The organism is uncultured Roseobacter sp. (genome assembly GCF_947496515.1).
Classification (GTDB): Bacteria; Pseudomonadota; Alphaproteobacteria; order Rhodobacterales; family Rhodobacteraceae; genus Roseobacter.
In genome coordinates this window covers 383,574-406,182 of record NZ_CANMDB010000001.1, presented here as the reverse complement: position 1 = coordinate 406,182, position 22,609 = coordinate 383,574, and the positions used below count along the sequence as shown (strand labels likewise).

The following is a 22,609-nucleotide window of genomic DNA, read 5'->3' as shown; positions in this document are numbered from 1 at the left end:
GCTGCTCCCTTGCCGCTGGCAAGCCGCTGGTTTATCACGCCATCAGACCCAACCCCCGAGGCCCGTTCATGCGCGCAGACGCCCAGAATTCCGTTGAAAAGATCGAAAAGTCACTGGAGCTTCTGGCCCAGCGTCTCGACGTGGAAACGGCTCCCCACCGGTTGGAGGAATTCAACGCCCGCGTCGAGGATCCAAACCTCTGGGATGATCCGGAGGCGGCGCAAAAGCTGATGCGCGATCGTCAGTCACTGGTGGATGCGATCGACGTTTATGAACGCATCCGGCAGGAGATGACCGACAACGTCGAGCTTATTGAACTGGGCGAGATGGAGGAGGATGCCGACGTCGTGAGCGAGGCCGAAGCAGCGCTCAAGGCGCTGGAGACGACCGCCGCGCAAAAAGAACTCGAAGCGCTGCTCGACGGCGAGGCCGATAGCAACGACACCTTTCTGGAGGTCAACGCCGGGGCAGGGGGCACGGAAAGCTGCGACTGGGCGGCGATGCTGGCGCGCATGTACGTTCGCTGGGCGGAGAAGAAAGGCTATAAGGTCGAGCTGCAGTCAGAGACCGGCGGCGAGGAGGCGGGCATCAAATCGGCCACCTACAAGATCAGCGGTCTGAATGCTTATGGCTGGCTCAAATCCGAAAGCGGCGTGCACCGGCTGGTGCGGATTTCACCTTTTGACAGCGCCGCCAAACGGCACACGTCCTTCACCTCCGTCTGGGTCTATCCGGTGGTTGATGACAACATCGACATCGAGGTGAACCCCGCCGATATCCGCATCGATACCTACCGCTCGTCCGGCGCGGGGGGCCAGCACGTGAACACTACAGACTCCGCCGTCCGCATCACCCATGCGCCCACCGGGATCGTGGTCACAAGCTCGGAGAAGTCCCAACACCAGAACCGCGATATCGCGATGAAGGCACTGAAATCCCGGCTCTACCAGTTGGAGCTCGACCGTCGCAACGCCGCCATCAACGAAGCGCATGAGAACAAGGGCGATGCGGGCTGGGGCAACCAGATCCGCTCCTATGTCCTGCAGCCCTACCAGATGGTGAAGGATCTGCGCACGAACTTTGAGACCTCCGATACCAAGGGGGTGCTTGACGGGGACCTTGACGGGCTGATGGCGGCGACTCTGGCGCTCGATGTGTCGGGCAAGAGCCGCGCTGAGGCCCAGGGCGGCTAAGGTCGAAAAGTCCGCGGACGTCATCACTCCCGTGGGGGCCTCAAGTGCAGCAGTCATGACGTGCGCCGGAATGGCTTTCGAAAGCCATTCGCCCAGCCATGCCGTGGCGCTTGTTTAAGACCATCGTCCCAGCAACAGCCTTCCGCTCCCCCCGGCCCGAAGGCCGGGCAGCCGCCGACCCTCCTCGATGGAGGGGAGGCGGCTTGCCCCCGATACCCACGCAGAGCGACCCCCCGGCCCGACCAAAGGATGAGGGGACGCTGTTCGAAAGAACTGGCCATCTTCGGCCCGCCTTGTGTTAGGCTCTGCTCAGCCGCGACAAGAGGAGGAGCGACCCGATGAGCAGCACCACCACAGCACCGCCCCAGCAACAGGCGCTTGGCGCGCCCGAGCTGCGCAGCCCCCGGATGGGCGATCTTGCCGCCGCTCTGCGCCTTGGTGCTGCGGATTTTCGCAAACACCCTTTCTACGGGCTCATTTTCGCCAGTTTCTACATCCTCGCAGGATGGGTCATGGTCGGGGTGACCATGGCCACTGGGCACAGCTTTTGGCTGGTCCTCGCCGCCATTGGCTTTCCTCTGCTCGGACCATTTGCTGCCGTGGGGCTCTATGAGGTGTCGCGCCGACTGCAGGCCGGCTTGCCGGTTCCAGCCAGCGCCGTTTTCGGCGTCATCTGGCAACAGCGTCTGCGTCAGCTGCCGTCGCTTTGTACCATGATGGTGGTGATCTTCATGTTCTGGTTTTTCCTGGGCCACATGATCTTTGCGCTTTTTCTCGGGCTGACCACCATGACCAATATCTCCACGTCCTATGAGGTGTTCTTCACGCTCAACGGCCTCAGCATGCTGGCCTTTGGCTCAGCGGTGGGCGGGGTCTTCGCGCTGCTCATCTACAGCATCTCCGTCATCGGGCTGCCGCTGCTGCTCGATCGAGAGATTGACTTCATTACCGCCATGATCACCAGCATCGGCATGGTCCGCCAGACCCCGGGCGTCATGTTGATCTGGGGTGCGCTGATCGCGGGTCTCAGCTTTGCGGCGATGCTACCGGGGTTTCTGGGTCTGTGGATCGTGCTGCCGCTCTTGGGGCATGCGTCCTGGCATCTCTACCGCCTGCTGTTGGAACCCGGCTGACTGCAGCCTAGCCGCGCAGTGCCTGAACGGTCTGGGTCAGCGCAAAGACCCCCGCGGCGAGGCTGACGATGGTGGGCCCGGTGGGCGTGTCCAGCAAAAGCGACAGCCACACCCCGCCCAGGGCCGCAAATGCACCAACCCCAATGGCCATCAGCGCCATGATCTCCGGTGTCCGGGCCAGGGGGCGCGCCGCGGCAGCCGGGATGATCAGAAGTGCAGCGATCAGCAGCGCCCCTACCACTTTGATCGCCGCTGCCACGGTGATCGCCAGCGCCAGCGTCAGGACAAGCTGCTCGCGCTTGGGATCAACACCGCTGGCGCGCGCCATGTCGGGGCTCAGCGTCGTGGCCAGGAGGGCAGACCACCGCCAGACCACCAGCGCCAGCACCGCGGCAGCCCCTGCCCAGACCAGTCCGAGATCAGCCCGCGAGACCGCAAGGATATCGCCCACCAGGTAGCTCATCAGATCAACCCGCACCTGCGGCAGGAAGGAGACCGCCACCAGCCCGAGCGCCAGGGCCCCATGTGCCATCACACCCAGCAGCGCGTCACTGCCCACGCGCCGCCCGCTCATCGCCGTCAGCAACAGCGCCATGGCCAGCGCCACTGCCAACACCCCGGCAAAGATCGGCAGATCGCTTGCCAGTGCCAGCGCCACGCCCAAGAGGGCCGCGTGCGAGGTCGCATCCCCGAAGTAGGCCATGCGCCGCCAGACCACGAAACACCCAAGCGGCGCGGCGGCGGTCGCCACGCCAAGCCCGGCAAGGGCGGCGCGCACCAGAAAATCATCCAAGTTCAATGTAGGGATCCATCCGCCGTGTCGTGATTGCACTCCGGCCCGTGGCTGTGGCTGTGCTCATGCCGGTAGAGGGCGAGTGCGCCCTGAGTACCCGTGCCGAAAAGCGCGCGATACTCCGGCGCGCTCGCGACGATGTCGGGCGTCCCTTCACAGCAGATATGACCGTTAAAGCACAACACCCGGTCAGAGGCCGCCATTACCACATGCAGATCGTGGCTCACCATCAGGACCGCGCAGCCCTGACGCTGCCGCACCGCCTCGATCTGCCGGTAAAAGCTTGCCGCCCCGGGCTGGTCGAGACCTTGCGTCGCCTCGTCGAGGATCAATAGGTCCGGCTTCGCCAGCAATGCCCGCGCCAGCATCACGCGCTGCATCTGCCCGCCCGAAAGCGACGCCATCTGGTGATCCGCGATCTCTCCTACCCCCGCCTCAGTCAGGGCCGCCCTGACCCGCGCGCGTGTGATCCGGCGCGGCAACCCCAGAAACCGCGCAACGGTCAGCGGCAGCGTCGCGTCGATCACCAGCTTTTGCGGCACATACCCCACGCGCAGCCCCGGCTTGCGGTGGATCGTGCCTTTGACCGGGGGCAGGGCGCCGATCAGCGCGCGCAGCAAGCTTGATTTCCCCGATCCATTTGGGCCGACAATGGTGACGATCTCTCCGGGAGCCAACTGCAAGGACACATCCCGCAACACCTCGCGCCCGTGGTAGGCCAGCGCCAGATCCTTGACGGTAATCAGCGCGCTCACGCAGGATGCGCCTGACAATCCGGGCAGAGCCCGCGCGCCTCTACCACCATATGCTCGATGGTGAAACCGGCTGCCCTTGCAGCGTCGTTCAATCGCCCTTGCCGCGCGCCGGTATCGGTCTCTGCCACCGCATTGCAGGCGCGGCAGATCAGAAAGCCCGGCGTATGTGCCGCGCCCGAATGGGCGCAGGCCACATAGGCATTGAGCGCCTCGATCTTATGCGCCAGCCCTGCCTTCACCAGAAAATCCAGTGCCCGGTAGGCAACGGGCGGCTGAGAGCCCATGCCATCCTCCGCCAGCTGTGCCAGCAGTTCATAGGCCCCCATCGCGCGATGTTCCCGCAGCAGGATCTCAAGCGCGCGCAGCCGTACGGGCGTCAGGTTGAGCCCCTCCGCCGCGCAATGGGCACGCGCGTGGGCCAGCGTCTCTGCCACGCAGGCGGCATGATCATGGGCGCGGAACCCGGTGTGAGACATTTTTCAGCACCTCGGCAGAAAGCGGATTGATATAATATAACATGACTGCTAGCAGGGCTCGTCTTTTACCACAAGGTCTTCCCATGCGCTCTCTTGCTTTCCTTTGCCTTTTGTTTGCCGCCCCAACCCTTGCCGAGACGCCGCGCGTTGCGGCGGATATCGGTCCTGTCCACAGCCTTGTCCGGTCGGTCATGGCGGGTGCGGGAGAGCCGGATCTGATCCTGCCACCCGGTGCGTCGCCTCATGGGTATGCCATGCGCCCGTCCGAAGCGCGTGCGCTGTCGGCAGCGGATCTGGTGGTCTGGGTTGGTCCCGCATTGAGCCCGTGGCTGGCCGAGCCGGTGGAAACATTGGCGCCCGAGGCGGTGCATCTCGAGGTCATGGATCTGCCCGGGCTGACGCTGTTGCCGTTCCGCACAGGCGAAATGTTCGCCGGCGGGCATGACGGGCACGATCACGGGGCGCATGATGGTCATGGGGATGAGGCGCACGGTCACGAAGATCATGCAGAACATGGCCATGATGAGCATGATCACGGGGAAAAGGCTCACAAGGATCACGCGCACCATGAGGGCGCAGAAGACGCGCAGGGACACGATGACCACGCCGAGGACGTGCATGAGGCAGCGTCGCATGATCACGATGATCACGGCCATGATGATCACGCCCATGACGAACATGCGGACTTGCACGATGATGACCACGCCGATCACGCAAGCGGGGTGGATCCGCACGTTTGGCTCGATCCCCGGAACGGCATCTTGATCCTGGAGGCGGTTGCTGAAGCGCTGGCTGCCCTGGATCCCGAGAACGCAGCACTCTACCGCGAAAACGCAGCCGCCGAGGCCGCGCGGATTGAGACCTTGGAGTTGCAGATCGCAGCACAGCTGCGTGAGAGCGCACCGGTGCCCTTTGTGGTCGCCCATGATGCCTATCACTACTTTGAGGCGCGTTTTGACCGCTTGGCCAGTGGCGCCATCAGCTTTGCCGATGATGCCGAAGCACGTCCGGCCCATCTGGCCGAGTTGCGCGACCGCGTGACCGAGCTGGATATTGCCTGTGTGCTGGCGGAGCCGCAGAGCCAGTTGGGCCTGATCAGCGCGGTGTTCGAGGGCGGCGCAGTGCGGGTCGAGACGATCGACATGATGGGGGTCGACCTAGGTACCGGTCCGGACCTCTATACCCAGATCCTGTCGCAAACGGCAGAAGCCTTGACCGCTTGTGGGCGTGAGTGATCAGGCCGGGTCGGTTTCCCAGAGGTTGTACCGGGCGCTGGCAAGACCGTTGCAACGGTCTTGGCGTTGCACCAAGACCAACCGCTTCACTGCGAAAACGGAGCGGATCTCCAACTGGAATGCTGATTTCAATCCCGCGGCGCATCGAAACCATATCTTCGGCGCACCATCCTCTCATCGTCAGCCAGTAGAGGTCAGACGTGTCACAGCTCCGTCATCCGAGACATAAGAGACGCCGAGCGGAGACAATAAATGCATCCTGACCTTTTTCTGTATCTCTGCTTTTTTATGTTCGGTCCGTCATCCGCCTCGGCCGAGGTGGTTGAGGGTACGGGGTATGGCGCATGAGCCTTATGACCTGACCATGTTTGCTAGCCAGCCGTCTCTCCGCATCATCCGGAACAGTTGCGTGTGGCTATGGAGGACCACGGCTCAGACGGATTGAGTGCATGAGCGGTTGAGCGAGATGGCTCTCTCAAAAGGTACATGAGTGTGTTTTGAGAGCCGCGAGGGTGACAAAGAGATCCGGGGGAAGGTTCTACCGAGTGGTGCTGGCCAGGAATGTAGACTGCGGGCTTTACTGGATCACGCAGGGATTATGATGCGGCACTTGCAACCAGCTCGGGGCGAGCCATTGGTGCGCCCTTGCTTCGAGCGCAATGGCGAACGCCTTTGTTGCAAGCCGGAGCACACGGGCCAAAACAGATCGGATCGACGCGGAGATCCATCGCGCACTTCATGGCGTTCAAGCCAGATGCAGTGAGCACCCTTCCACACACAAAATTGCGTTTTCTCAGAGCTCTAACCGCAAAACAGGGCCAGTTGGGCGATATCCGCAGACGTCTGCTCGCGCGGATCGAGGCGCACGGGAAGCCCGGATCAGCCGAGATGTTCGCGGTGACCTGAAAGGCGTGCTCGGCTGCCAGAGTGCCGTTCTTGAAGCTCAGATTGAACAGATCATCGCGACAGATAAGCCTGGCCGAGACTGCGGACATCCTGCGCTCCGTCCTTCGGATCGGATCTGTCGCCAGAAGGTAGCCGAGCGTCGACATGCCGGAACTGCAACAAATGACGAGCGAGCAAGCCGCAGCGCTCGTCGGGCCTGCGCCGATTGCACATGACCGTGGTGCCATGCGCGGCAAGCGTTCAATTACAGGCGGGCGATATCTATGGCGACATGTGACCTTTTAAGCGGCACTCGTTGCTGGTCATCGCAATCCAGCCCTGAAGGTCTTCGAGGATCGTCTGCGTGCCGCCGGAAAGCTGCACAAAGTTGTCATGACGGCGGTCGCCCGTCAGCTTGTCACGATCTCACCCCCCTGCAAAACTCGCCAGAAATGGACATGTCAACCGGCATGAGAAATACAGCTGCCAGGGCAGATCGAGATACCGCGGGCCGCCACTCGCGGTAAAACCAGCATGACATTGAGGTTTCGTGACCCCATGCTTGGCGGTCGCTGCCCTCTCACTTGTTTCTCACTTTGATAGGGTTTTTGACGAAGGGGCAGAAGTGCAGACCTTTCCGTGGATCAGAAGCGTCTGCTGGCTGTGCGCGCTGGAGTGGTTCCACCGGCAGTGACGCAGTTCGGCATACCAGACCGGCCCATCCCAACAGCGGCCTTGGACGCCCCTACGGCACTATTTCAAAGCGATTGGCACGCTCGATCAATGTAGCTTCTGTGATGCACTGCCGACGGCGATTAGCTCTTACATGCTCTCAAAGGCACGTCGGGCGACACCTATTTGAAAAGCTTGTCGTCAGGAAAGTCGTGAATGTTTCAGAGCATGTGAAAGCCAACAACGAAGCGTTCGGTGAAATACCCTCGTCGGAACCACCACTGTCAGGCATCCAGCATGCTTCTCCCGAAGCACGGGTCAGGCAGGCGCCCGATGTTGGCGTGCACAACCGATTTTCGAAAGACCCGCCCGTTAAGGCGGGCCTCCCCCTTAGGGATGTTGAGCGCCTTAGTTTGGCAGCAGCACCTTGTCGATCACATGGATCACGCCGTTGGTCGCCAGGATATCCGCGGTGGTGACGTTGGCGTCATTGACCCGAACGGCTGCAGCAAACTTGCCTCCCGTCCCGTCAACCCGCACGGTCTGGCCCTGCACCGTCGCCACATTCGTAACGGAGCCCAGCACATCACCGGATTGCACGGCTCCCGGTAGTACGTGGTACGTCAGGATGCTGACCAACTGGTCCTTGTTCTCGGGCAGCAGAAGGCTGTCGACGGTACCCGGTGGCAGAGCGGCAAACGCAGCATCGGTGGGGGCGAAGACAGTGAAGGGGCCCGGGCTGCGCAGCGTCTCTTCGAGACCCGCAGCCTGAACGGCGGCCACCAGTGTGTTGAAATTACCGTTGGCGGCAGCGATGTCGACGATGTCATCGCCTTGGTCGGCGGGAACACAAGCGGTCAGCGCGGCGAGGCCGGCGGCGGCGAGAGTGGCCTTGAGGGCAAAACGTCTTTTCATGGTCAGTCCTTCTGTGATCTTAAGTAAGCTCGGGCGGGACCTGACTGGCCCCGATGCATACGTAGGGCGATTTTGCGCAGGGTGTGACATCGGATCACATCTTTGGCCAACACCTGGTTTTTTGAGCGGAAAGACGCACATCTTAAGGTGCCTTTAGGAATTTAGACTCATTCCAAGGAAGGTCGTTTTCCGAGGGCCGCCGTGTTGACCATAGAGGGCCGTCAGCGTACACCGAATGCGGGTCCCGGTCAGCCACCGGCCACCCGACACGCAGCGCACCGCGCCACAAAAGGAGCCGAGCCTTGGATGAGCTTTTGCGGGAATATCTTCCCATCCTGATGTTTCTGGCCGTCGCCATCGGATTGGGGCTGGTGCTGATCCTTGCCGCGGTTGTGCTGGCCGTACGGAACCCTGATCCAGAGAAAGTATCGGCCTACGAATGCGGCTTTAACGCCTTTGACGATGCGCGCATGAAATTCGATGTGCGGTTCTATCTCGTCTCAATTCTTTTCATCATCTTCGATCTGGAGATTGCGTTTCTCTTCCCTTGGGCGGTGGCGTTTCAGGACATCTCCATGGTGGGGTTCTGGTCGATGATGGTATTCCTGGCAGTGCTGACGATCGGCTTTGCCTATGAGTGGAAAAAGGGAGCGCTTGAATGGCAGTAGCCACCGGAGCCAACGTCGCGGATTTCGACCGTGATGTCGCCACGCAGGATCTGAACCGAGAATTGCAGGACAAGGGGTTCCTGCTGACCTCCACCGAGGACATCATCAACTGGGCGCGCACAGGATCGCTGCACTGGATGACTTTCGGTCTGGCCTGCTGTGCGGTCGAGATGATGCACACCGCCATGCCGCGCTACGACATGGAACGTTTCGGCACCGCACCCCGCGCCAGCCCGCGCCAGTCGGATCTGATGATCGTCGCAGGCACGCTGACCAACAAGATGGCGCCTGCGCTGCGCAAGGTCTACGACCAGATGCCGGAGCCGCGCTACGTGATCTCCATGGGGTCCTGCGCCAATGGCGGCGGATATTATCACTACAGCTATTCGGTGGTGCGTGGGTGTGACCGCATCGTGCCGGTGGACGTCTACGTGCCGGGCTGCCCGCCCACGGCCGAGGCGCTGCTCTATGGGATCATGCAGTTGCAACGCAAGATCCGCCGGACAGGGACGATTGTAAGATGAGCGATGCGCTGACCGAACTTGGCACCTACATCGAGGCCAAGCGCACAGACTGCGTGCTGGCCTGGGATGTCACCCACGGCGAGCTCAATCTCGATGTGACCCCGTCGAATATCACGGGTCTGATCGAGTTTCTCAAGACCGATCCAAACTGCCTGTTTTCCTCCTTGGTGGACATCACGGCGGTGGATTACACCGGTCGGGCGAAAAGGTTCGACGTGGTCTATCACCTATTGTCCATGTACCAGAACCACCGTATCCGACTGCGCGTGAGCGTACGGCCCGAGACGATGGTGCCCTCCATCACGGGCGTTCACCCGTCGGCGGACTGGTTCGAGCGGGAAGTGTTCGACATGTTTGGCATCCTTTTCTCAGGCCACCCGGATCTGCGGCGGATCCTGACGGACTACGGATTTCGCGGGCACCCGCTGCGCAAGGATTTCCCGACCACCGGTTATACCGAAGTGCGCTATGACGAGGCGCAGAAGCGCGTGGTCTACGAGCCCGTAAGCCTCGTGCAGGAGTACCGGCAGTTCGATTTCATGAGCCCCTGGGAAGGCGCGGAATACATCCTGCCCGGTGACGACAAGGCGGATGACAAACCGGAGGCCAAGTAATGGGTGGCTTTGGCTGGCTCATCCTCTCGGCCCTGACGGCGATCCCGATGGTGAAATTGCTGCCCTTCTTCGGCATCAATAAATACTGGGCGATCGTCTGCCTCATCCCGCTTGGTACCATTGCCCTGCTCTGGTGGATGGGCCTGAAGCTGCAAGAGCTGGAGAAGCTGTGATGTGGTTTGAGATCGTCAATACGCTGATTGCTGCGGCGGGCTTGGGGCTCGCATCGATGCCATTTTTAAAAATACGACCTGAAAATACGAAGCGCTCAAAAGATCAGATGGCTAAAAAGGCCGTTAGTTTTACCGAGGAATTTGGGCTTATACGAAGTACTCACAGGTTCACAAACGAAAGGGTGGGTTCATGATGGACGGCACCAAAGGTTTCGAAGACGCCCTGACGGGCGAACAGAAGATCCGCAACTTCAACATCAACTTCGGGCCCCAACACCCCGCGGCCCACGGCGTGCTGCGCCTAGTGCTGGAGCTTGACGGCGAGATCGTCGAACGCTGCGATCCGCACATCGGTCTGCTGCACCGCGGCACCGAAAAGCTGATGGAGAGCCGGACGTATCTGCAAAACCTGCCCTATTTCGACCGGCTCGACTACGTGTCGCCCATGAATCAGGAACACGCCTGGTGCCTCGCCATCGAAAAGCTGACCGGCGTCGAGGTCCCACGTCGCGCTAGCCTCATCCGTGTGCTCTTCTGCGAGATCGGCCGCATCCTCAACCACATCCTCAACATCACCACCCAGGCCATGGACGTAGGCGCGCTGACCCCACCGCTCTGGGGATTTGAGGAACGTGAAAAGCTGATGGTCTTCTACGAACGAGCCTGCGGTGCACGGCTGCACGCCGCCTATTTCCGCCCCGGCGGGGTGCATCAGGATCTGCCCGACGCGCTGATCGACGACATCGAGACGTGGGCGCACGAATTCCCCCGTGTCATCGCGGATATCGACGGGCTGCTGACCGAAAACCGCATCTTCAAACAGCGCAACGCCGACATTGGCATCGTCACCGAAGAGGACGTGCTCGCCTACGGGTTTTCGGGCGTCATGGTCCGCGGCTCCGGCATGGCCTGGGATCTTCGCCGAGCGCAGCCCTATGAATGCTATGACGAGTTCGACTTTCAGATCCCGGTGGGCAAGAACGGGGATTGCTACGATCGCTACCTCGTCCGGATGGAAGAGATGCGCCAGTCCCTGCACATCATCCACCAGGCGGTCGAGAAACTCCGCGCCCCAGAAGGCCAGGGTGACATTCTCGCCCGCGGCAAGATCACTCCGCCCTCCCGCAAGGATATGAAGCAATCCATGGAGAGCCTGATCCACCATTTCAAGCTCTATACCGAAGGCTTCCACGTGCCCGAGGGCGAGGTTTATTGCGCCGTTGAAGCCCCCAAGGGCGAATTCGGCGTTTACCTCGTGGCTGATGGCACCAACAAACCCTACCGCGCCAAACTGCGCGCACCCGGGTTCCTGCACCTGCAGGCCATGGACTACATGTCGCGCGGTCACCAGTTGGCCGATGTGGCTGCCATCATCGGCACCATGGACGTGGTCTTCGGAGAGATCGACCGCTGATGCGCGACCGCTCTCTCACTTTGCCAGATAAACTCCCGCCGGAGGCTCCCGCCGGCGCCACCAGACCGAAAGTTCGCTAGAATGCTCCGCCGTCTCCACGCCGATCAACCCGCAACCTTTGCCTTCACCGACGCCAATCTGGCGTGGGCCGAAGGGCAGATCACCAAATACCCTGAAGGACGTGAGGCCAGCGCTATCATCCCGCTGTTGTGGCGCGCACAGGAACAGGAAGGCTGGCTGAGTAAACCTGCCATCGAGACGGTGGCCGACATGCTGGGCCTGAGTTATATCCGCGCGCTGGAAGTCGCCACGTTCTACTTCATGTTTCAGCTGCAACCGGTTGGGAAAATTGCGCATATTCAGGTGTGCGGCACCACCTCCTGCATGATCTGCGGGGCCGAGGATCTGGTCGCCGTCTGCCGCGACAAGATCGCACCGGAGGCGCATGCCTTGTCGGATGACGGGAATTTCTCCTGGGAAGAGGTGGAATGCCTCGGGGCCTGTTCGAACGCGCCCATGGCGCAGATCGGCAAGGACTATTACGAGGATCTGACCGCCGATCGGCTGGGAGAGATCATCGACGCGCTGGCCCGCGGCGAAGTCCCGCCACCGGGCCCCCAGAACGGGCGCTACGCGTCCGAGCCGCTGGGTGGGCTGACATCGCTCAAGGAGCACGACAGCGGCAAGACCCAATACAACGCGTCCGCGCAGCTTGCCGTGGATCTGGGTGAGACCGTCAAGCGGATCGACGGCAGCGAAGTGCCCCTGCGGATGCCCTGGCAGGGGGGTGCGAATGTGGATGCCGCGCCTGCCACTACGCCAGTCGACCGGAACCGCGGTGCCTCCTCAGATCGCAGCGGCGAAGCACCCGGCCAGGGCGCTGGCGTCACCGCTGCCGCCAAACCTGCGCAGGGCAGTGTCGCTCCGGAGCCGGGCAACCGGCCCGCCACGCTCACCGAACCGGAGGAGGGCGGTTCCGATGATCTCAAGCGGATAAACGGGATTGGCCCGAAACTGGAGCAGATGCTGAATGAGATGGGGTTCTTCCACTTTCACCAGATCGCCGCATGGTCACCGGCAGAAGTTGCCTGGGTCGATGAGAACCTGGTGACGTTCAAAGGGCGCGCCAGCCGGGACGATTGGGTAGCACAGGCAGCAGCACTTGCCGACGCAAAGACTTGATAACGTTTCCATCAGGATCAAAATCGTTAAGATGATCGTGGTGATGCGGAAACGAAGGAAAGTGAGACAGGGATGGACAACAATCAGGGAATGATCGGCATGGCACTGGGCAGTTGGCTCGTGGGCCTGGCGGGCGGTGTTCTGGCCGCCGTACTGTTGTGGGTATTGGGGGGCTGGAGCTTCTTTCAGGGTGCGTTCATGGGTTTTGTGGCCTTCGTCGTGTTCGGGGCGGTGATCAGTTGGGTCATGACCCGGCCTCTGCCAGGCCCCGCCGACACCAATGTGGCACCACCGGAGACGGCACCCGCTCCCACACCCCAGACCGCCAGAGCGGCCCCCAACAGCGGGATCACCCCCTCCAAATCGCTTGCAGGCCAGGCGGAGCTTGCATCCCGCAAGGGTGAGTGGAAATACGAAGCCGAAAAACCAGCCAAGAAGACAGCTCCAAAAAAACAACCAGCGAAGAAGGCGGCTGCTAAACAACCAGCTGCGAGCAGCAACGCAGAGGACGATCTGAAGCTGATAAGCGGCGTCGGCCCCGCGTTAGAGAAGAAGCTGCACGCGGCGGGCATCTTTCGGTTTGAGCAGATCGCTAATATGAGTGCGGACGACGTTGAACGTATCGAAGAACAGCTGAGCTTCAAAGGTCGCATGGAACGCGATGACTGGATCGGTCAGGCCAAGACCCTCGCGGCGGGCGGCGAGACCGAGTTTTCCAAGAAGAAACGCAAAAGCTAGCACGGAAAGGCACGCGCGATCATGAGTGCGCAGGATCACGCAAAAGCAAACCGAGATCTCGAACTGGCCGCCCGTGGGCGGCTGGTCAGCCTCGTGATTGCGGGGACCATGGTGCTGTGGTTGCTGGCGCTCTGGGTCGCGCCGATGCTGGGGCTGCCCGGACGTTATGCGTTTCTTTTTGATTTTGCGGCATTGGCAGCGCTCGTCTGGGCGCTGGTGGTGGCGCTGCAGATACGGCGCGCGCGCAAATCGCTGCGCGACCAGAAATGAGAGGACACGCCGATGCTTGAGGACAAGGACCGGATCTTTACGAATATCTACGGGATGCACGACCGGACGTTGCGCGGCGCGCAGGCACGCGGTCATTGGGACGGCACAGCCGGGATCATCGAAAAGGGTCGCGATTGGATCGTTGATCAGATGAAGGCGAGCGGATTGCGCGGCCGGGGCGGTGCTGGGTTCCCGACAGGGCTGAAATGGTCCTTCATGCCCAAAGAAAGTGACGGCCGGCCTGCCTATCTAGTGGTCAATGCCGATGAGTCCGAGCCCGGCACCTGTAAGGATCGCGAGATCATGCGCCATGATCCGCATACGCTGGTCGAAGGCTGCCTGATCGCCAGTTTCGCGATGAATGCGCACGCCTGCTACATCTACATCCGCGGTGAATACATCCGCGAGAAAGAGGCGTTGCAGGCCGCCATTGACGAGGCTTATGACGCAGGGCTCGTGGGCAAGAACGCCGCAGACTCGGGCTGGGATTTCGACATCTACCTGCACCACGGGGCAGGCGCCTATATCTGCGGCGAGGAAACCGCCCTGCTGGAAAGCCTCGAAGGCAAGAAGGGCATGCCCCGGATGAAGCCGCCCTTCCCGGCGGGCGCGGGGCTCTACGGTTGCCCAACAACTGTGAACAACGTGGAATCCATTGCGGTGGTGCCGACGATCCTGCGGCGCGGCCCCGAATGGTTCGCGGGCTTTGGCCGTCCGAACAACGCAGGCACCAAGCTTTTCGCGATCAGCGGTCGTGTGAACCACCCTTGTGTGGTGGAAGAGGCGATGAGCATCTCCTTCGAAGAGCTGATCGAGACCCATTGCGGCGGTATCCGCGGCGGCTGGGACAACCTCAAGGCGGTTATTCCAGGCGGCTCTTCGGTACCGTGTATTCCAGGTAAGGACATGCGCGGCGCGATCATGGACTTTGACTATCTGCGTGAACAACGCTCCGGTCTCGGCACAGCGGCGGTGATCGTGATGGATCAGTCCACCGACATCATCAAGGCGATCTGGCGGCTGTCGAAGTTCTACAAGCACGAGAGCTGCGGCCAATGCACCCCCTGCCGCGAAGGTACCGGCTGGATGATGCGCGTGATGGACCGGTTGGTGACGGGCGAGGCGGAAGTCGAAGAGATCGACATGCTGCTTGACGTGACCAAGCAGGTTGAGGGCCATACGATCTGCGCGCTTGGCGATGCTGCGGCCTGGCCCATTCAGGGCCTCATCCGCCATTTCCGCGACGAGATCGAGGACCGCATCAAGCACAAGCGGACGGGCCGTGTGAGCGCGGTGGCGGCGGAGTAGTTTTGTGGGTGACTATGTTGGATTGGTATTTTTGGTCATGACGGGGGTGAGCATCTACACGCTCGCTCGCGCGGACAGGTGGTCACGCTTCAAGGCCATTGGGATCAGCCTCTTTGCAGTTGCAACGCCACTCGTGGTCGCCGTGAAAGCCTACAGTCTCGCCACACCGATTTTCGTCAGTGAAACGCTGCTGACGATCAGTTTTCTGATCGCACCTATCGTCATTTTCGGATTTGCAAAGTCCATCGCGAAAAAGGTCGAAGCTGATGCCTGAGCATAAGAGGACAAAGCGGGAAAGCTGGCGCGCATTGCGTGCTGATGTACTACTCAGCTCAGCGCGAAAGATCCACCGAGGTCCTATGGTCGAATATGTGCATTTGGAGGGACGAAGATGATTGAGTATCACCTCGCTGAACTCAACGTCGGCCGCCTTGTCGCACCTACGGATGACCCGCGCGTGGCGGATTTCATGGCCAACCTCGACCGGATCAATGGCCTCGGCAAACGCATGCCCGGCTTTGTCTGGATGATGGAAGGCTCGGGCGAGCCGGGGACGGGCAATACAAAAAACGCCATCGACGGCGATCCGCTCTATGTTTCCAATCTGACCGTATGGGAAAGTGTCGAAACGCTGGAGCAATTCGTCTGGGGCACAATCCACAAGCAGTTCTACGAGCGCCGGACCGAGTGGTTCGAGGTACTCAAAGACATGCATTTTGCGATGTGGTGGGTGCCCGCGGGACACCGGCCCACGCTGGAAGAAGCGCTGGACCGGCTGGCGCATCTGAAAGAGCACGGGAACAGCGATCATGCCTTTGGCTGGTCGCATTTGAAAGAGGCGCGCAAGTGGCAAGAGAACCGCTGTGCGCCGGTAGCGGCGGAGTAACGGTGATGCGGGGAATTCTTGGGCTGGTGGGGGTGTGCGCGCTGCTGATGGGCTGTGGCAGCGACGCAGAGGACATACGCTTTGACGGGCAGTTCTACAACACCAGCGTCTCGGATCTGGACGAGCGGCACAAGTTCGAGGTGACAGCCTCGCCAGTGTCAGCCTCCCTGACCGGTGCGCGGGAGGCGGCGCGCTATGAGGCAACGATCTATTGCGTCAACAACTACGGCAGTTCGGACATCACATGGGTCGTCGGGCCCGACGCTGAGGATGCAACACTGCCCATCTCTGGTGATACGCTGACGTTGCAGGGCGCGTGCCCGCAATGATGCGACCGGGCGCATATCTGCTCGCAGTCGTGCTGGCGGGGTCGGTGGCGGCCAACCCGCCCCTGCGTGAGGTCAAGGCGATTGATGACGGGCTCTTTGCAATCGGGCTGGCGGATCAGATCCGCAAGAACTGCCCCGATATTCAGGCGCGTCTGCTGCGGGCTTTGGGCGCATTGCAGGACCTCAACAATGAGGCCAAAGCTTTGGGCTACAGCAAGGCCGAGATTGACGCCCATGTGGACTCCGACGCCGAGAAAGAGCGCCTGCGCGCCCGCGGTAAGGCCTATATGGCTGAGTTGGGGCTGGAGCAGGATGCGGCGGGCTACTGTGCGCTTGGCCATAAGGAAATTGACCGCAGCAGCACGGTGGGCGTGCTCTTGCGCAGATCGGAATGACGCAGGGCGCGGCAGTCGGGGATTGCGGCGCGGCGACAGCGAAAGGCGAATGATATGAGCGACTTGAAGAAAGTTGTCATCGACGGCAATGAGATCGAGGTTGATGGGGCGATGACCCTCATTCAGGCCTGCGAAGAGGCGGGGATCGAGATCCCGCGGTTTTGCTATCACGAGAGGCTGAGCATCGCGGGGAACTGCCGCATGTGTCTGGTCGAGGTCGTGGGGGGGCCGCCCAAGCCTGCGGCGTCCTGTGCGATGCAGGTCAAGGATCTGCGCCCGGGGCCCGAGGGTCAGCCGCCGCTGGTCAAGACCAACTCGCCCATGGTCAAGAAGGCGCGCGAAGGGGTGATGGAGTTTCTGCTCATCAATCACCCGCTCGATTGCCCGATCTGCGATCAGGGGGGCGAATGCGATCTGCAGGATCAGGCGATGGCCTACGGCGTGGATTTCTCGCGCTACCGCGAGCCCAAGCGGGCGACGGAAGATCTGGATCTGGGCCCCTTGGTCGAGACGCATATGACGCGCTGCATCTCCTGCACCCGTTGTGTCCGGTTCACCACCGAGGTCGCGGGCATCCACCAGATGGGCCAGACCGGGCGGGGCGAGGATGCGGAGATCACCAGCTACCTCGGCCAGACGCTCGACAGCAATTTGCAGGGTAATATCATCGATTTGTGCCCGGTGGGTGCGCTGGTCTCCAAGCCCTATGCGTTCACCGCGCGGCCCTGGGAGCTGAGCAAGACCGAGAGCGTGGACGTGATGGATGCGCTCGGCTCCAACATCCGGGTGGACACCAAGGGGCGCGAAGTCATGCGCTTTCTTCCGCGCAACCACGATGGGGTGAATGAGGAATGGATTTCTGACAAAACCCGGTTCGTCTGGGACGGGCTGCGGCGGCAGCGGCTCGATAGGCCCTACATTCGCGAGAACGGCAAGCTGCGCCCCGCCAGCTGGCCCGAAGCGCTGTCGGCAGCCGCAACCGCGATGAATGGCAAACGCGTCGCGGGGCTGATCGGGGATCTGGCGCCGGTCGAGGCCGCTTACGCGCTCAAACAGCTGATCGAAGGGCAGGGCGGTGTCGTGGAGTGCCGCACGGACAGTGCCAAGCTGCCTGCCGGGAACCGCTACGGCTATGTTGGTGACGCAACGATCGAGGACATTGATGCGGCGCGCTACATCATGCTGATCGGCACCAACCCGGCCGTGGAGGCGCCGGTGCTGAACGCACGGATCCGCAAGGCCTGGAGCAATGGTGCCGATATCGCGCTGATCGGACCCGCGGCGGATCTGACCTATGAGCATACGCACATGGGGAGCGACCGGGCTGCATTGGCCAAGCTGCAGAACCATCAGTTCAGCGAGATCAAGGAGGTACCTTCGCTGGTCATCGTCGGTCAGGGTGCGTTGACAGGCGCGGACGGTGATGCGGTCCTGGCCGCCGCCATGGATTTGGCGGAGAAGACGATGGGCAAGCTGATGGTGCTGCACACGTCCGCGTCGCGCGTGGGCGCGATGGACATCGGTGCCGTGGCTGACGGAGGCGTCGCGGCGGCACTGGACGCAGAGGTGATCTACAACCTCGGCGCCGATGAGATCGACGTGCCTGCAGGTGCTTTTGTGATTTACCAGGGGTCGCACGGGGACCGGGGCGCGCACCGGGCGGACGTGATCCTGCCGGGCGCTGCCTATACCGAAGAACCGGGGCTCTTTGTGAACACCGAAGGAAGGCCTCAGCTGGCGTTGCGCGCCGGGTTTGCGCCGGGCGAGGCAAAGGAGAACTGGGCCATCCTGCGCGCGCTATCCGCGGAGGTAGGGGCGACACTGCCCTATGACAGCATCGCACAGCTGCGTCAGGCGCTGGTGGAGGACGTACCGCATCTGGGCCACATCGACGAGGTGCCGGTGAACGATGTCACCCGGCTGCCCACGGGCCAGCTGGGTGACGCCCCCTTTGCGCCGGCGGTCACCGATTTCTACCTGACCAACCCCATCGCGCGCGCCAGCCAGCTGATGGCGGAGCTCTCTGCCGGCATGAAAGCACGGCGACAAGAGGCAATGGCCGCGGAATGAAGCGACTGGCACTCATTCCCCCGCTGGCCCTGGCGGCCTGTGCGCCGCCGGTGCCCATGGCGGAGGACTTCATCCCTGACTATCTGGGGGTGGAGGCGATTGCTTTAACCGGTGATCTGGTTCAGTTCAACGCCGCGATGACCAAGGCACAGACAGCGCGCGACGTGCGCAACTATGCCGAGTGCGCGGCGGCGGGCTATACCTTGAGCCGCGGATACGGTTTCGCAAGACATTTGCGCACAAATGTGACCGAAGAGGCTGGCGTGTGGGCCGCAGATGCTGTTTACACGATTTCGCCAACCCTGCCTGACGGGCTAGCCAAGATTGACGCCGAAGTCACCGTGGCCGCCTGTGAGGAAGCTGGAATACCCACGGTGTGAGGACATATGGCTGAATTCTTGACCACTCCCGGCGGCATTGCCGTTTTGATCCTGGCGCAGGTGCTGGCGGTCGTGGGCTTCGTGATGGTGTCGCTGCTGTTCCTGGTCTACGGCGACCGCAAGATCTGGGCCGCCGTGCAGATGCGGCGTGGGCCAAACGTGGTCGGCACCTTTGGTCTGCTGCAGACGGTGGCCGACGCGCTGAAATACGTGGTCAAGGAAGTCGTGGTTCCGGCTGGGGCCGACAAGACCGTGTTCATGCTGGCGCCGATGACGTCATTCGTGCTGGCGCTGCTGGCCTGGGCGGTGATCCCGTTCAACGAGACTTGGGTGCTGAGCGATATCAACGTTGCCATCCTCTTCGTGCTCGCGATCTCCTCGCTGGAGGTCTACGGCGTGATCATGGGCGGCTGGGCGTCCAACTCCAAATATCCGTTTCTGGGGTCCTTGCGGTCTGCGGCCCAGATGATCTCCTACGAGGTGTCTTTGGGGCTGATCATCATCGGGGTCATCATCTCGACCGGGAGCATGAATTTCGGCGGGATCGTGGCCGCGCAGGATGGCGCGTACGGGTTCTTTAGCTGGTACTGGCTGCCGCATTTCCCGATGGTGTTCCTGTTCTTCATCAGTTGCCTGGCCGAGACCAACCGCCCGCCCTTCGATCTGCCCGAAGCGGAATCCGAGCTGGTGGCGGGCTATCAGGTGGAGTATTCCTCGACCCCGTTCCTGCTGTTCATGGCCGGTGAGTATATCGCCATCTTCCTTATGTGCGCGCTGACCTCGCTGCTGTTCTTCGGCGGGTGGCTGTCGCCCATCCCCGGGCTGCCCGATGGAGCGCTCTGGATGGTGGCAAAGATGGCGTTCTTCTTTTTTATCTTCGCAATGGTGAAGGCGATTACCCCGCGCTACCGCTATGACCAGTTGATGCGACTGGGCTGGAAAGTGTTTTTGCCGTTCTCCCTGGTCTGGGTGGTTTTCGTATCCTTTGCGGCCAAATTCGACTGGTTCTGGGGCGCGTATGCCCGCTGGGGTGTGGGCGGATGATGTTGAACCGGTTTGATATTGATCTTGCAATGCGCGCTGCGCATTGCATCGCGCCCGACCCCGCCCCCCAGGGCGGGCGCGATTGCGCCCTCCCTCGGTGCCGGGCGCGATGCTGGGGTGTTGGAGGCAACCGATGACACAGATCGACTACACCCGCGCCGCCAAGTATTTCCTGCTGCAGGATTTCTGGGTCGGCATGAAACTGGGGCTGAAGTACTTCTTTGCCCCCAAGGCAACGCTCAACTACCCGCATGAAAAGGGGCCGCTCAGCCCGCGTTTTCGGGGCGAGCACGCGCTGCGCCGTTATCCCAATGGCGAGGAACGCTGCATCGCCTGTAAGCTCTGCGAGGCGATCTGCCCCGCGCAGGCCATCACCATCGATGCTGAGCCGCGCGAGGATGGCTCGCGCCGTACCACGCGCTATGACATCGACATGACCAAATGCATCTACTGCGGCTTCTGTCAGGAAGCCTGCCCGGTCGACGCCATCGTCGAAGGCCCCAATTTCGAATTCTCGGCCGAAACCCGGGAAGAGCTTTACTACGATAAAGAAAAGCTCTTGGCCAACGGCGAACGTTGGGAAGCAGAGATCGCGCGGAACCTCGAGTTGGACGCGCCCTACAGATGAGCGGATCCGACGCATATACCCGTGGCAGGGCCATGGCGGAGGCGACTAACCCCGGCATAGAGGAAACACTTGCCGCGCGCTATGACGCCATCCTGCCGGGGTTTTCCACCACGATGATGGAAGTGGCGTTCGGGCATTACTACACACGCGACGGGCTCGATGACAAAACGCGGTATCTGACGACCGTTGCGGCGTTGACAGCACTGGGCGGACAGACGGCACCGCAGCTCAAGGTGCATATCCGCAACGCGCTGCGCTCCGGCGCCACACAACGCGAGGTGGCCGAGGTGATCAATCAGATGGCGCTTTACGGTGGATTTCCGGCCATGATCAACGGGCTGAACGCGGCACTGGAGGTCTTTGAAGCCGAGGAGGCCACGGCGTGAGCGAGCCCAAGAACCCCTTTGACGGCGCCAATCCCTTTGCCGCCATGTTCAGCCAGGCGCAGGAGATGGCCAAGAGCTTTCCCGCGATGGAGGCCTTCACGCCAAAGGGGTTCGAGAAGATGATGGGTACCATGCCCAAGGACATGATGGAGATGATGTTCGGCAATGCGCTGAATGAGGGCAGCCTGGACGCGCGCACGCGGATGCTGTTGACACTCAGCGGTCTGACGATGCAAGGGGCACAGAACGATGTGGCGTTCCGGCAGGCGGTGCGCCACGCGCTGGAGGCAGGCGCCACCGAGCAGCACATCGTCGAGACCATTGGCCAGATGTCGATGTTCGCGGGGCTGCCGGCGATGACACGAGCGCTGGAACTGGCGCAGCAGGTGCTGGATGACGAAAAGGACGACACATGAGCGTTTTTGCCTTTTATCTCTTTGCGATCAGCGTGATCGCAGGCGGCCTGTTCACTGTGGTCAGCCGCAATCCGGTGCACTCGGTGCTCTGGCTCATTCTGGCGTTCCTGTCGTCGGCAGGGCTCTTTGTGCTGCTAGGGGCGGAGTTCGTGGCGATGTTGCTGATCATCGTTTACGTGGGCGCGGTCGCTGTGCTGTTCCTCTTTGTCGTCATGATGCTGGATGTGGATTTTGCGGAGCTCAAGGCGGAAATGGCCAAGTATCTGCCGCTAGCTCTGTTGATCGGCGTGGTGATCCTGATGCAGTTCGTGATGGCTTTCGGGGCCTGGGAAAGCAACGCCGCTGCCGAAGGCGCGCGCGCGCAGGTGATTCCGGTGGACCGGCACAACACCGAAGCTCTGGGCATGATCCTCTATGATCAGTATTTCCTGCTCTTCCAGCTATCGGGCCTGATCCTGTTGGTGGCGATGATCGGGGCGATCGTGTTGACGCTCCGGCACCGGTCGGATGTGAAACGGCAGGACGTGGTCGCCCAGATGATGCGGGATCCTGCGCTGGCGATGGAGCTTAAGGACGTCAAACCGGGGCAGGGGCTGTAATGAGCGGAGATCTCATCGCAATTCTGGTGGCCATGGCTGTCGGTGTGCTAGCGGCATTCGGATATTTCAATCGTCGCTGAGCGACGTCGAGAAGGACATTTGGCTGTGGCAGGACAGTCCATAAAATCACACAGGCCAAAGCGGGGCGCTGGAACCGATTTCGAAATCGGTTGCGGAATTTTGCAAAATTCCGGGGCCCGAACCAAAAGTGAGCACGAGAGATGATCGGACTAGAACATTACCTGACGGTGGCGGCGACGCTGTTTGTCATCGGCATCTTCGGGCTCTTTCTCAACCGCAAGAACATCATCATCCTGCTGATGAGCATCGAGTTGATGCTTTTGGCGGTGAACATCAATCTGGTGGCGTTTTCCAGCTTTCTGGGTGATCTGGTCGGGCAGGTTTTCACGCTGTTCGTGCTGACGGTGGCCGCTGCCGAGGCCGCCATCGGCCTCGCCATTCTGGTCTGCTTCTTCCGCAACCGCGGCACGATCGCGGTGGAAGATGTCAATGTGATGAAGGGCTGAG

Annotated in this window: 29 protein-coding genes; 25 read left to right on the top strand and 4 right to left on the bottom strand. The window is 61.4% G+C overall.

What is annotated here, in order from left to right:
• Positions 1-68: 68 nt before the first annotated feature.
• Positions 69-1,193 (top strand): peptide chain release factor 2, encoded by a 1,125-nt coding sequence (gene prfB, locus Q1A53_RS02075; RefSeq protein ID WP_299962438.1) that lies wholly within the window; start codon positions 69-71, stop codon positions 1,191-1,193.
• A gap of 338 nt (positions 1,194-1,531) precedes the next feature.
• Complete coding sequence (locus tag Q1A53_RS02070) at positions 1,532-2,326, top strand: DUF2189 domain-containing protein (protein WP_299962436.1); 795 nt, start codon at positions 1,532-1,534, stop codon at positions 2,324-2,326.
• Between the two features lie 7 nt (positions 2,327-2,333).
• Here Q1A53_RS02070 and Q1A53_RS02065 read toward each other — a convergent pair whose 3' ends face one another.
• From Q1A53_RS02065 to Q1A53_RS02055, 3 genes are read right to left on the bottom strand one after another with little or no spacing between them, the layout of a single operon-like run.
• Positions 2,334-3,125, bottom strand: coding sequence for an iron chelate uptake ABC transporter family permease subunit (locus Q1A53_RS02065; protein ID WP_299962434.1), 792 nt, complete (start codon positions 3,123-3,125; stop codon positions 2,334-2,336).
• The gene (locus tag Q1A53_RS02060; protein ID WP_299962432.1) at positions 3,122-3,874 is read right to left on the bottom strand and encodes a metal ABC transporter ATP-binding protein; all 753 of its coding nucleotides are present in this window, start codon (positions 3,872-3,874) and stop codon (positions 3,122-3,124) included. The genes Q1A53_RS02065 and Q1A53_RS02060 overlap by 4 nt, the downstream gene beginning before the upstream one ends.
• Positions 3,871-4,350: a transcriptional repressor gene (locus Q1A53_RS02055; protein WP_299962430.1), complete on the bottom strand. Its 480-nt coding sequence runs from the start codon at positions 4,348-4,350 to the stop codon at positions 3,871-3,873. Before Q1A53_RS02055 ends, Q1A53_RS02060 begins: the two co-directional genes overlap by 4 nt.
• Positions 4,351-4,433: 83 nt before the next feature.
• Here Q1A53_RS02055 and Q1A53_RS02050 point away from each other — a divergent pair, with 83 nt between their 5' ends.
• Positions 4,434-5,585, top strand: coding sequence for a zinc ABC transporter substrate-binding protein (locus Q1A53_RS02050; protein ID WP_299962428.1), 1,152 nt, complete (start codon positions 4,434-4,436; stop codon positions 5,583-5,585).
• A 1,965-nt stretch (positions 5,586-7,550) separates the two neighbouring features.
• On the opposite strand, the gene Q1A53_RS02045 is transcribed toward Q1A53_RS02050, so the two are convergent.
• Positions 7,551-8,057, bottom strand: coding sequence for a fasciclin domain-containing protein (locus Q1A53_RS02045; protein ID WP_299962426.1), 507 nt, complete (start codon positions 8,055-8,057; stop codon positions 7,551-7,553).
• A gap of 302 nt (positions 8,058-8,359) precedes the next feature.
• Between Q1A53_RS02045 and Q1A53_RS02040 the strand changes: the two genes are divergently transcribed.
• The 22 genes from Q1A53_RS02040 to nuoK all read left to right on the top strand — a co-directional run bounded on the left by Q1A53_RS02040 (position 8,360) and on the right by nuoK (position 22,608).
• Positions 8,360-8,725: an NADH-quinone oxidoreductase subunit A gene (locus Q1A53_RS02040; protein ID WP_299962424.1), complete on the top strand. Its 366-nt coding sequence runs from the start codon at positions 8,360-8,362 to the stop codon at positions 8,723-8,725.
• Complete coding sequence (locus tag Q1A53_RS02035) at positions 8,716-9,249, top strand: NADH-quinone oxidoreductase subunit B family protein (RefSeq protein ID WP_299962422.1); 534 nt, start codon at positions 8,716-8,718, stop codon at positions 9,247-9,249. Before Q1A53_RS02040 ends, Q1A53_RS02035 begins: the two co-directional genes overlap by 10 nt.
• On the top strand, positions 9,246-9,863 hold the full coding sequence (locus tag Q1A53_RS02030; RefSeq protein ID WP_299962420.1) for an NADH-quinone oxidoreductase subunit C: 618 nt from the start codon (positions 9,246-9,248) through the stop codon (positions 9,861-9,863). Before Q1A53_RS02035 ends, Q1A53_RS02030 begins: the two co-directional genes overlap by 4 nt.
• A complete protein-coding gene (locus Q1A53_RS02025) occupies positions 9,863-10,036 on the top strand; it encodes a hypothetical protein (protein WP_299962418.1) in 174 nt (57 codons plus the stop codon). The genes Q1A53_RS02030 and Q1A53_RS02025 overlap by 1 nt, the downstream gene beginning before the upstream one ends.
• Positions 10,036-10,230, top strand: coding sequence for a hypothetical protein (locus Q1A53_RS02020; RefSeq protein WP_299962416.1), 195 nt, complete (start codon positions 10,036-10,038; stop codon positions 10,228-10,230). Before Q1A53_RS02025 ends, Q1A53_RS02020 begins: the two co-directional genes overlap by 1 nt.
• Positions 10,230-11,450 carry an NADH-quinone oxidoreductase subunit D gene (locus Q1A53_RS02015; RefSeq protein ID WP_299963052.1) on the top strand — a complete coding sequence of 407 codons (1,221 nt, stop codon included), beginning with the start codon at positions 10,230-10,232 and terminating at the stop codon, positions 11,448-11,450. The genes Q1A53_RS02020 and Q1A53_RS02015 overlap by 1 nt, the downstream gene beginning before the upstream one ends.
• 81 nt (positions 11,451-11,531) lie before the next feature.
• Positions 11,532-12,632 (top strand): NADH-quinone oxidoreductase subunit NuoE, encoded by a 1,101-nt coding sequence (gene nuoE / locus Q1A53_RS02010; protein WP_299962415.1) that lies wholly within the window; start codon positions 11,532-11,534, stop codon positions 12,630-12,632.
• Between the two features lie 72 nt (positions 12,633-12,704).
• Positions 12,705-13,370, top strand: a complete 666-nt coding sequence (locus Q1A53_RS02005; RefSeq protein ID WP_299962413.1) for a helix-hairpin-helix domain-containing protein — start codon at positions 12,705-12,707, stop codon at positions 13,368-13,370.
• 21 nt (positions 13,371-13,391) lie between these two features.
• Positions 13,392-13,640: a DUF5337 domain-containing protein gene (locus tag Q1A53_RS02000; RefSeq protein WP_299962411.1), complete on the top strand. Its 249-nt coding sequence runs from the start codon at positions 13,392-13,394 to the stop codon at positions 13,638-13,640.
• Positions 13,641-13,652: 12 nt separating this feature from the next.
• A complete protein-coding gene (nuoF, locus tag Q1A53_RS01995) occupies positions 13,653-14,948 on the top strand; it encodes an NADH-quinone oxidoreductase subunit NuoF (protein ID WP_299962409.1) in 1,296 nt (431 codons plus the stop codon).
• Positions 14,949-14,952: 4 nt separating this feature from the next.
• Positions 14,953-15,222 carry a hypothetical protein gene (locus tag Q1A53_RS01990; protein ID WP_299962407.1) on the top strand — a complete coding sequence of 90 codons (270 nt, stop codon included), beginning with the start codon at positions 14,953-14,955 and terminating at the stop codon, positions 15,220-15,222.
• A 117-nt stretch (positions 15,223-15,339) separates the two neighbouring features.
• Positions 15,340-15,834, top strand: a complete 495-nt coding sequence (locus Q1A53_RS01985; RefSeq protein ID WP_299962405.1) for a DUF3291 domain-containing protein — start codon at positions 15,340-15,342, stop codon at positions 15,832-15,834.
• Between the two features lie 5 nt (positions 15,835-15,839).
• Positions 15,840-16,163 carry a hypothetical protein gene (locus Q1A53_RS01980; RefSeq protein ID WP_299962404.1) on the top strand — a complete coding sequence of 108 codons (324 nt, stop codon included), beginning with the start codon at positions 15,840-15,842 and terminating at the stop codon, positions 16,161-16,163.
• A complete protein-coding gene (locus Q1A53_RS01975) occupies positions 16,160-16,558 on the top strand; it encodes a DUF5333 domain-containing protein (RefSeq protein ID WP_366872253.1) in 399 nt (132 codons plus the stop codon). The genes Q1A53_RS01980 and Q1A53_RS01975 overlap by 4 nt, the downstream gene beginning before the upstream one ends.
• 54 nt (positions 16,559-16,612) lie before the next feature.
• Positions 16,613-18,628: an NADH-quinone oxidoreductase subunit NuoG gene (gene nuoG / locus Q1A53_RS01970; protein WP_299962402.1), complete on the top strand. Its 2,016-nt coding sequence runs from the start codon at positions 16,613-16,615 to the stop codon at positions 18,626-18,628.
• Positions 18,625-19,008, top strand: coding sequence for a hypothetical protein (locus Q1A53_RS01965; RefSeq protein WP_299962400.1), 384 nt, complete (start codon positions 18,625-18,627; stop codon positions 19,006-19,008). Before nuoG ends, Q1A53_RS01965 begins: the two co-directional genes overlap by 4 nt.
• Positions 19,009-19,014: 6 nt before the next feature.
• Positions 19,015-20,052: an NADH-quinone oxidoreductase subunit NuoH gene (gene nuoH / locus Q1A53_RS01960; RefSeq protein WP_299962398.1), complete on the top strand. Its 1,038-nt coding sequence runs from the start codon at positions 19,015-19,017 to the stop codon at positions 20,050-20,052.
• 133 nt (positions 20,053-20,185) lie between these two features.
• Positions 20,186-20,680, top strand: coding sequence for an NADH-quinone oxidoreductase subunit NuoI (gene nuoI, locus Q1A53_RS01955; protein ID WP_299962396.1), 495 nt, complete (start codon positions 20,186-20,188; stop codon positions 20,678-20,680).
• A gap of 32 nt (positions 20,681-20,712) precedes the next feature.
• Entirely contained in the window at positions 20,713-21,066 is a 354-nt protein-coding gene (locus Q1A53_RS01950) for a carboxymuconolactone decarboxylase family protein (RefSeq protein ID WP_299962394.1), read from the top strand.
• Positions 21,063-21,482 (top strand): carboxymuconolactone decarboxylase family protein, encoded by a 420-nt coding sequence (locus Q1A53_RS01945; RefSeq protein ID WP_299962392.1) that lies wholly within the window; start codon positions 21,063-21,065, stop codon positions 21,480-21,482. The genes Q1A53_RS01950 and Q1A53_RS01945 overlap by 4 nt, the downstream gene beginning before the upstream one ends.
• The gene (locus tag Q1A53_RS01940; protein WP_299962390.1) at positions 21,479-22,081 is read left to right on the top strand and encodes an NADH-quinone oxidoreductase subunit J; all 603 of its coding nucleotides are present in this window, start codon (positions 21,479-21,481) and stop codon (positions 22,079-22,081) included. The genes Q1A53_RS01945 and Q1A53_RS01940 overlap by 4 nt, the downstream gene beginning before the upstream one ends.
• A gap of 221 nt (positions 22,082-22,302) precedes the next feature.
• The gene (nuoK, locus tag Q1A53_RS01935) at positions 22,303-22,608 is read left to right on the top strand and encodes an NADH-quinone oxidoreductase subunit NuoK (RefSeq protein ID WP_187428658.1); all 306 of its coding nucleotides are present in this window, start codon (positions 22,303-22,305) and stop codon (positions 22,606-22,608) included.
• Position 22,609: the final 1 nt, after the last annotated feature.

Bases quoted from the DNA above. Each gene is read 5' to 3' on its own strand.
- prfB (WP_299962438.1), top strand. From the start codon at position 69: ATGCGCGCAGACGCCCAGAATTCCGTTGAAAAGATCGAAAAGTCACTG.
- Q1A53_RS02070 (WP_299962436.1), top strand. From the start codon at position 1,532: ATGAGCAGCACCACCACAGCACCGCCCCAGCAACAGGCGCTTGGCGCG.
- Q1A53_RS02055 (WP_299962430.1), bottom strand. From the start codon at position 4,350: ATGTCTCACACCGGGTTCCGCGCCCATGATCATGCCGCCTGCGTGGCA.
- Q1A53_RS02050 (WP_299962428.1), top strand. From the start codon at position 4,434: ATGCGCTCTCTTGCTTTCCTTTGCCTTTTGTTTGCCGCCCCAACCCTT.
- Q1A53_RS02045 (WP_299962426.1), bottom strand. From the start codon at position 8,057: ATGAAAAGACGTTTTGCCCTCAAGGCCACTCTCGCCGCCGCCGGCCTC.
- Q1A53_RS02035 (WP_299962422.1), top strand. From the start codon at position 8,716: ATGGCAGTAGCCACCGGAGCCAACGTCGCGGATTTCGACCGTGATGTC.
- Q1A53_RS02030 (WP_299962420.1), top strand. From the start codon at position 9,246: ATGAGCGATGCGCTGACCGAACTTGGCACCTACATCGAGGCCAAGCGC.
- Q1A53_RS02025 (WP_299962418.1), top strand. From the start codon at position 9,863: ATGGGTGGCTTTGGCTGGCTCATCCTCTCGGCCCTGACGGCGATCCCG.
- Q1A53_RS02020 (WP_299962416.1), top strand. From the start codon at position 10,036: ATGTGGTTTGAGATCGTCAATACGCTGATTGCTGCGGCGGGCTTGGGG.
- Q1A53_RS02015 (WP_299963052.1), top strand. From the start codon at position 10,230: ATGGACGGCACCAAAGGTTTCGAAGACGCCCTGACGGGCGAACAGAAG.
- nuoE (WP_299962415.1), top strand. From the start codon at position 11,532: ATGCTCCGCCGTCTCCACGCCGATCAACCCGCAACCTTTGCCTTCACC.
- Q1A53_RS02005 (WP_299962413.1), top strand. From the start codon at position 12,705: ATGGACAACAATCAGGGAATGATCGGCATGGCACTGGGCAGTTGGCTC.
- Q1A53_RS02000 (WP_299962411.1), top strand. From the start codon at position 13,392: ATGAGTGCGCAGGATCACGCAAAAGCAAACCGAGATCTCGAACTGGCC.
- nuoF (WP_299962409.1), top strand. From the start codon at position 13,653: ATGCTTGAGGACAAGGACCGGATCTTTACGAATATCTACGGGATGCAC.
- Q1A53_RS01985 (WP_299962405.1), top strand. From the start codon at position 15,340: ATGATTGAGTATCACCTCGCTGAACTCAACGTCGGCCGCCTTGTCGCA.
- Q1A53_RS01980 (WP_299962404.1), top strand. From the start codon at position 15,840: ATGCGGGGAATTCTTGGGCTGGTGGGGGTGTGCGCGCTGCTGATGGGC.
- Q1A53_RS01975 (WP_366872253.1), top strand. From the start codon at position 16,160: ATGATGCGACCGGGCGCATATCTGCTCGCAGTCGTGCTGGCGGGGTCG.
- nuoG (WP_299962402.1), top strand. From the start codon at position 16,613: ATGAGCGACTTGAAGAAAGTTGTCATCGACGGCAATGAGATCGAGGTT.
- Q1A53_RS01965 (WP_299962400.1), top strand. From the start codon at position 18,625: ATGAAGCGACTGGCACTCATTCCCCCGCTGGCCCTGGCGGCCTGTGCG.
- nuoH (WP_299962398.1), top strand. From the start codon at position 19,015: ATGGCTGAATTCTTGACCACTCCCGGCGGCATTGCCGTTTTGATCCTG.
- nuoI (WP_299962396.1), top strand. From the start codon at position 20,186: ATGACACAGATCGACTACACCCGCGCCGCCAAGTATTTCCTGCTGCAG.
- Q1A53_RS01950 (WP_299962394.1), top strand. From the start codon at position 20,713: ATGGCGGAGGCGACTAACCCCGGCATAGAGGAAACACTTGCCGCGCGC.
- Q1A53_RS01940 (WP_299962390.1), top strand. From the start codon at position 21,479: ATGAGCGTTTTTGCCTTTTATCTCTTTGCGATCAGCGTGATCGCAGGC.
- nuoK (WP_187428658.1), top strand. From the start codon at position 22,303: ATGATCGGACTAGAACATTACCTGACGGTGGCGGCGACGCTGTTTGTC.